General features: G+C 59.8%; 6 protein-coding genes and 1 pseudogene. 4 read left to right on the top strand and 3 right to left on the bottom strand.

Annotated elements, in window-relative coordinates:
• Both ACFDS3_RS18975 and ACFDS3_RS18970 read right to left on the bottom strand, forming a co-directional pair.
• Positions 1 to 1235, bottom strand: a 1235-nt coding sequence (locus tag ACFDS3_RS18975) for an RNA-guided endonuclease InsQ/TnpB family protein (protein ID WP_375263907.1), incomplete at its 3' end; no start/stop codon positions are given.
• Positions 1228 to 1851 carry an IS607 family transposase gene (locus ACFDS3_RS18970; RefSeq protein ID WP_375263906.1) on the bottom strand — a complete coding sequence of 208 codons (624 nt, stop codon included), beginning with the start codon at positions 1849 to 1851 and terminating at the stop codon, positions 1228 to 1230. The genes ACFDS3_RS18975 and ACFDS3_RS18970, both read right to left, overlap by 8 nt.
• Positions 1852 to 1911: 60 nt before the next feature.
• On the opposite strand from ACFDS3_RS18970, the gene ACFDS3_RS18965 reads away from it, so the two are divergent.
• Both ACFDS3_RS18965 and ACFDS3_RS18960 read left to right on the top strand, forming a co-directional pair.
• Positions 1912 to 2046 (top strand): hypothetical protein, encoded by a 135-nt coding sequence (locus ACFDS3_RS18965; protein ID WP_375263905.1) that lies wholly within the window; start codon positions 1912 to 1914, stop codon positions 2044 to 2046.
• Between the two features lie 73 nt (positions 2047 to 2119).
• Positions 2120 to 2752 carry a DarT ssDNA thymidine ADP-ribosyltransferase family protein gene (locus ACFDS3_RS18960; protein WP_375263904.1) on the top strand — a complete coding sequence of 211 codons (633 nt, stop codon included), beginning with the start codon at positions 2120 to 2122 and terminating at the stop codon, positions 2750 to 2752.
• A 19-nt stretch (positions 2753 to 2771) separates the two neighbouring features.
• On the opposite strand, the pseudogene ACFDS3_RS18955 reads toward ACFDS3_RS18960, so the two are convergent.
• Positions 2772 to 2882 (bottom strand): annotated as a pseudogene (locus ACFDS3_RS18955) (IS5/IS1182 family transposase); the annotation flags it as partial.
• Positions 2883 to 2941: 59 nt separating this feature from the next.
• Between ACFDS3_RS18955 and ACFDS3_RS18950 the strand changes: the two are divergent.
• Together ACFDS3_RS18950 and ACFDS3_RS18945 are read left to right on the top strand one after the other, a co-directional pair.
• Positions 2942 to 4021 (top strand): CBASS cGAMP-activated phospholipase, encoded by a 1080-nt coding sequence (locus ACFDS3_RS18950; RefSeq protein ID WP_375263903.1) that lies wholly within the window; start codon positions 2942 to 2944, stop codon positions 4019 to 4021.
• Positions 3993 to 4998, top strand: a 1006-nt coding sequence (locus ACFDS3_RS18945; protein WP_375263902.1) for a CBASS cGAMP synthase, incomplete at its 3' end; no start/stop codon positions are given. The genes ACFDS3_RS18950 and ACFDS3_RS18945, both read left to right, overlap by 29 nt.

Here is a 4998-nt window from a genome sequence, read left to right as displayed (position 1 = left end):
CTTCTTATCTGATCAATCGCCAATTCCTGCTTCGTCGTGGCTGGTTTCACGTCGGGCGCAAGCCCGGCGTCAGCGCCTTCCACTCCACAGGCTGACACCGGACGGCACCCAGCGGGCGCCTCGCTACCGGCCAGATTTCTGAGGTTGATCGCTGCATTGAGATCGCGATCATGGTGCGCGCCGCAACCGGCGCAGGTCCAAGTCCGGACCGAGAGCGGAAGCACGTCCACGACGGCTCCGCAGCCAGAGCAGGTCTTCGACGAGGCGAAGAACCTGTTCGCGTAAATGATTTCGGTCCCGGCTCGGGCTGCCTTATAGGCAAGCTGCCGACGGAACTCGTAAAAACCCATGTCCGAGATCGCTCGTGCGATCCGATGGTTTCGCATCATACCCCGAACATTGAGGTCCTCGATGCATATCTGCCCATGCTCTCGAACGAGCATTGTGGTGAGCTTGCGCAATCCGTCACGGCGAATGTTGGCAATGCGGGCATGAAGGCGAGCGAGGCGCTGCGCCGACTTCCTGCGGTTCGCCGAGCCTTTCCGTTTGCGGGAATGGGCCCGGGACGCTCGCTTTAGCTGGCGCAGGCGCCGCTTGAGCGCCTGCGCTCCCTTGATCCGCCTCCCGTCGCTCAACACGGCAAGGTCGGTGATCCCGAGGTCAACACCCACCGCCGGACGCCCGGCGGGCAGCGGTGCTGGCGCGGCGCGGCGCACCGCGATCGAAACAAACCATCGATCCGCATCGCGCGAGATAACCGCTGACATAGGCTCGCCCGTAAAGCGCAACTCTTCGCGCAGGTTCAACCAGCCAATGCGGGGCACCTTGAGGCGGCGCCCCTCCACGCAAAACGTGCCTGGGCCATTGTCGACCCTGAAACTATCGCGCGAACGGTCCTTTGCCTTGAAGCGGGGGTAGCGGGCACGCCCGGCGAAGAAGGCGCCGAAGGCGGTGCCGAGGTTCTTGATCGCTTGCTGCGGCACCGCCTTCGGAGCTTCCAGCATCCACGGAAATTCAACTCGCTTGATCGCATTGATCTGACGCCGGAGCGTCGCCTCGTTGGGGCGCGGTAGGCTTGGGTCCGCACGGTACGCCGCATAGTCATCCTGCCAACGCGCCAGCGCCCAATTCCAAGAGAAACGTGCGATCCCGGCGCAACGACGAAAGACCTCGTCTTGGCCGGGGCGCAAGTCCAGCGCGATGCGGTGGACCATGATCTCCAAGACCTCACTCATGAGGCACCGCCTTCTTCAGATCCGAGAGTATTTTCGCACTCTTTCGCGAGCGAGCGCCGTAGAGGCGCGCCGAGAAGACGGTGATGATTTCGAGGACATCGCGGGCAAGATCCTCCTCGAAGCTCGTGTCCTCGCTCTGATTAAGGATGACGACTTCAACGCCCTTCATCTCGCATATCGCGAAGACGAGTTCAGCCCCGAACCGCAGAAGTCGATCCTTGTGCGTAAGCACGAGCCGCCCTGCGCGACCCTCGACGATTTCATCAAGTAGCCGCTTGAGGCCCTTTTTGCGATAGTTCATGCCCGACCCGAGATCGTTGATGACCTCGTAAGTCCAGCCTTGAGCCGCGCAGTACGCCTCCAAGAGTTGTGCCTGACGCTCAAGATCCGCCCGTTGGTCGTGCGACGACACGCGCGCATAGGCGAAGGTCTTGCGGTCCGTTCTGTCCATGTCATGGTAGAGTCCCGGCCGAAGCCGGGCCAGATCGTAGCGTCGCCGTCCACCTTCCGTGACGAAGTCAGGTTTGAGCCGTCCGCTCTCGTCCCACCGACGAAGGGTGAGCGGAGTGACACCCAATGCCTCCGCGGCCTTTCCTATGCCTACCAATTTTCGCATCATGCTGATACAATATGATGCGAAAAGATAAGGTCAAGGTTCAACAGCAAAAGCCCCGAAATGACGCAGGCCCTTCATGATGCCGCCGATCGTCTCGAGGAGACGGTGGTCTCGAAAATCGCGCGGATCAATGCTGGCAAGGATGGCGACTTCAGCTGGGTGCAGGAGCGCAGTGCGGCGCTCGAACTCGACTGACGCGCCTCTGGCGCTCTGCAATCTGTGATGTATCGTCGCCCTGAATTGCACGTCCTGCGGTTGGGGAGACTGCATGCAAGGCTACCAGCGGGAGCTGCGAGATCTGGTCCGTGAGCGCGGGATCACGCAGCTGCTCCATTTCACACGGATCGAGAACGCGCAGAGCATCCTTCTGAATGGCCTCGCCGGGCGAAGCTATCTCGATGAGGCGGGGGTCGGATACCTGCCGACCGACACCTGGCGGCGCGATGGCTACAACGACGCGTTCTCAACCTCCATTCACGACGTCTACTGGGACATGCTGGTCAACAAGCAGAGGTCGATGGGGGGCGAGTGGGCGGTGTTCGCCATCGATGCGAGCGTCCTCTGGACGCATCGCTGCCGCTTCTGCTGGCAGAACGCCTCAAGCTCCGAAATCACCAGGAAGCGGGACTTGCCCGGCCCCTGGAGCTTCAATCGGATGTTCGAGGACAAGCCGGTCAGCCTGATTGACAACCGTTCTTACCGGGGCGCCTGTGATCGCGAGCCGTGCGAACCGACCGATAAGTCGGCCGAAGTGCAGGTCAGGGAGCCCGTTGACCCCGAGCTGATCGTGGCCCTCGCCGTGGCGAGCGAGTGGCGCAAGGGGCAGCTCGAGGCCTTCATGAGCGAGAACGAATGCACCAGGCCGATGGACGTTTGGAAGGACCTCAGGGACTATACTTAGAATTGCGTTCTACTAGAGCGATCGGTATGACGGCATCCGCACCTCGGTCGATGATCGCACCATGGCATCGTCGTGTATCATAGGCACCGTCTGCGGTGACCGTGCCGATCGCCTCCTCCGGGGGAATCCGGCAGGCCTCCGTGCTCGCTCGGGCTCCACCATGCACCCCCTGATGTCCTTGCCGTCGCAATGCGGCGCTCCTATCTGCATGCGATGGTATTCAGGATTCTTTCATTGTCGGGTGGAGGCTACAAAGGGCTTTACACCGCGGAATTTCTCGCCGGCCTCGAGGAGCAGAGCGGCGATGTCCCCCTTCATCGGCGGTTCGATCTCATTGCCGGCACGTCGATTGGTGGAATCCTCGCTCTCGCCGTTGCGTCTGGAAGAACGAGCATGAGGACCGTCTCTGATGCAATGCGCGATCGCGGGGCGGAGATCTTCGGTAGCAAGGCCAAACCCTCCTCCCGCTTGGGCAGCTTGGTCGACATCACACGTCATCTGCGAAAAGCGCGTTACCGAACCGCCCCGTTGAGGCAACTCGTGGACGAACTTGTCGGAGAGGAGGTGTATGTCGGCGACCTCCGCCAGAGGACGATCGTTCCCGCGGTCAACCTGACGAAGGGTAGTCCCCAGGTCTTCAAAACACCACACCATGACACCTTCATGAGGGACTGGAAGCTCCCCGTGGTGGATGTCGCCTTGGCGACATCGGCGGCGCCGACGTTCTTTCCGCTCCATACTATCGGCCGAGAGCGTTTCGCCGACGGCGGACTGTACGCAAACAGCCCGGATCTCCTCGCGGTCCATGAGGCGACCCATTTCCTAGACAAGGAACTGGCAGAAATCGAAGTTCTAAGCGTCGGCACGACGACATCTCGATTCAGCTTTTCCGGACGTCTCAATTCGGATATGGGAATTGGGGATTGGATGACCGATCAGCGCCTATTCTCTGCGATGATCGCTGCGCAGCAAATGGACGCCGACTTTCAGATGAGGCACCGCCTCGGTAATCGGTATGTCCGGATAGATAGTTTTCCCTCTCCGAGCCAGTTGCCCGATATGCAACTTGACAATGCATCTGAAAGCGCCAAAGAAGTTCTGCTTGGGCTTGCTCATGCTTCTATTCAGGATTATCTCCCGCAACTTCGATCGTCGGGTCTGTTCGACCACGATGCCGGGGAGATCGATTTCTTTCACAGGCAGGAAATCGCGGACTACTTCAGTAGGGTAAGGAGCGACGATGGGCGTAGCCGCCAAGCAATTTCATAATCCCGACGACCGCAAGAACACTCTCGCCTATCGCGTTCGGCCATACGACGAGCAGTTGGAAACGCAGATGGAACGCTGGAACGATCTCGCGGAAATTCTCTTGGATAAACTTCGGAACGACGTTGGTAAGCCTGCGTCCTCTTGGCTCCAAGGATCGTACAAGTTCGGCACTCAGATCCGCCCCGCCCATTCCAATGAGGAATTCGATATCGATCTGGGGGTATATTTGGAATGGCGTGGCGAGCCCGAAGACGGTGGAATCGACCCCCTAGATCTGAAGAATAGAGTTCAGAAGATCCTCGAGGACTACGCTGACGACCCCACCACGGATGCCACGAAAGCAGAGAAGCCCAAGGCGCGATGCAACAGGGTCACCTTCTCCGGATCGTTCCATATCGACGTTCCGAGCTACCACCTCGATCGCGGCGGTGATCGCCGAGATCTGGCGACGGAGGATGGAACCTGGGAGAACAGCGACCCGAAGGCGATATATGTCTGGTGGAAGGACCAGCACGAGGGGGCGGAGCGAGATCGCGCTCGTCGCCTGGTACGCTATATCAAGATGTGGGCCGCGCTAAAATTCAACAACGCGAGCCGCCCTTCGTCCATTCTCCTGACGGTTATGGTGGCCGAAGCCCTCAAGGACATCGACTCCGAGGACCTAGCGGGGGATGACGAATTCCTCGAGGCGGTAATCAAGAAGATCCACACCAGGCTGAAACGATCCTCAATCGTGCGGAATCCGCGGAACAGATCCGAGGACCTGAATCGCATGGGTCAAGACGACTTCGATGGCTTCATCGATGGCCTCGATAAGCTGATCGAGATTGCGGGCCGCGCGCTTGTTGCGGAAGACGCCTATACGAGTTCGGAGATCTGGTCCGAAGCGTTCTCGCACTTCTTTCCTCTTCCTGAACAAGAAACCCTCGCCCTGGCGAAGGAGGCGCGCGACGAGCGATCCCTACCTTTCTCTGCTC

Origin of the sequence: Palleronia sp., assembly GCF_042089775.1 — a bacterium.
Classification (GTDB): Bacteria; Pseudomonadota; Alphaproteobacteria; order Rhodobacterales; family Rhodobacteraceae; genus Palleronia.
This window is presented reverse-complemented; position numbering and strand designations above follow the sequence as displayed.

Excerpts from the sequence above, each read along its gene's own strand:
- ACFDS3_RS18970 (WP_375263906.1), bottom strand. The coding sequence starts at position 1,851 with ATGCGAAAATTGGTAGGCATAGGAAAGGCCGCGGAGGCATTGGGTGTC.
- ACFDS3_RS18965 (WP_375263905.1), top strand. The coding sequence starts at position 1,912 with ATGACGCAGGCCCTTCATGATGCCGCCGATCGTCTCGAGGAGACGGTG.
- ACFDS3_RS18960 (WP_375263904.1), top strand. The coding sequence starts at position 2,120 with ATGCAAGGCTACCAGCGGGAGCTGCGAGATCTGGTCCGTGAGCGCGGG.
- ACFDS3_RS18950 (WP_375263903.1), top strand. The coding sequence starts at position 2,942 with ATGCGGCGCTCCTATCTGCATGCGATGGTATTCAGGATTCTTTCATTG.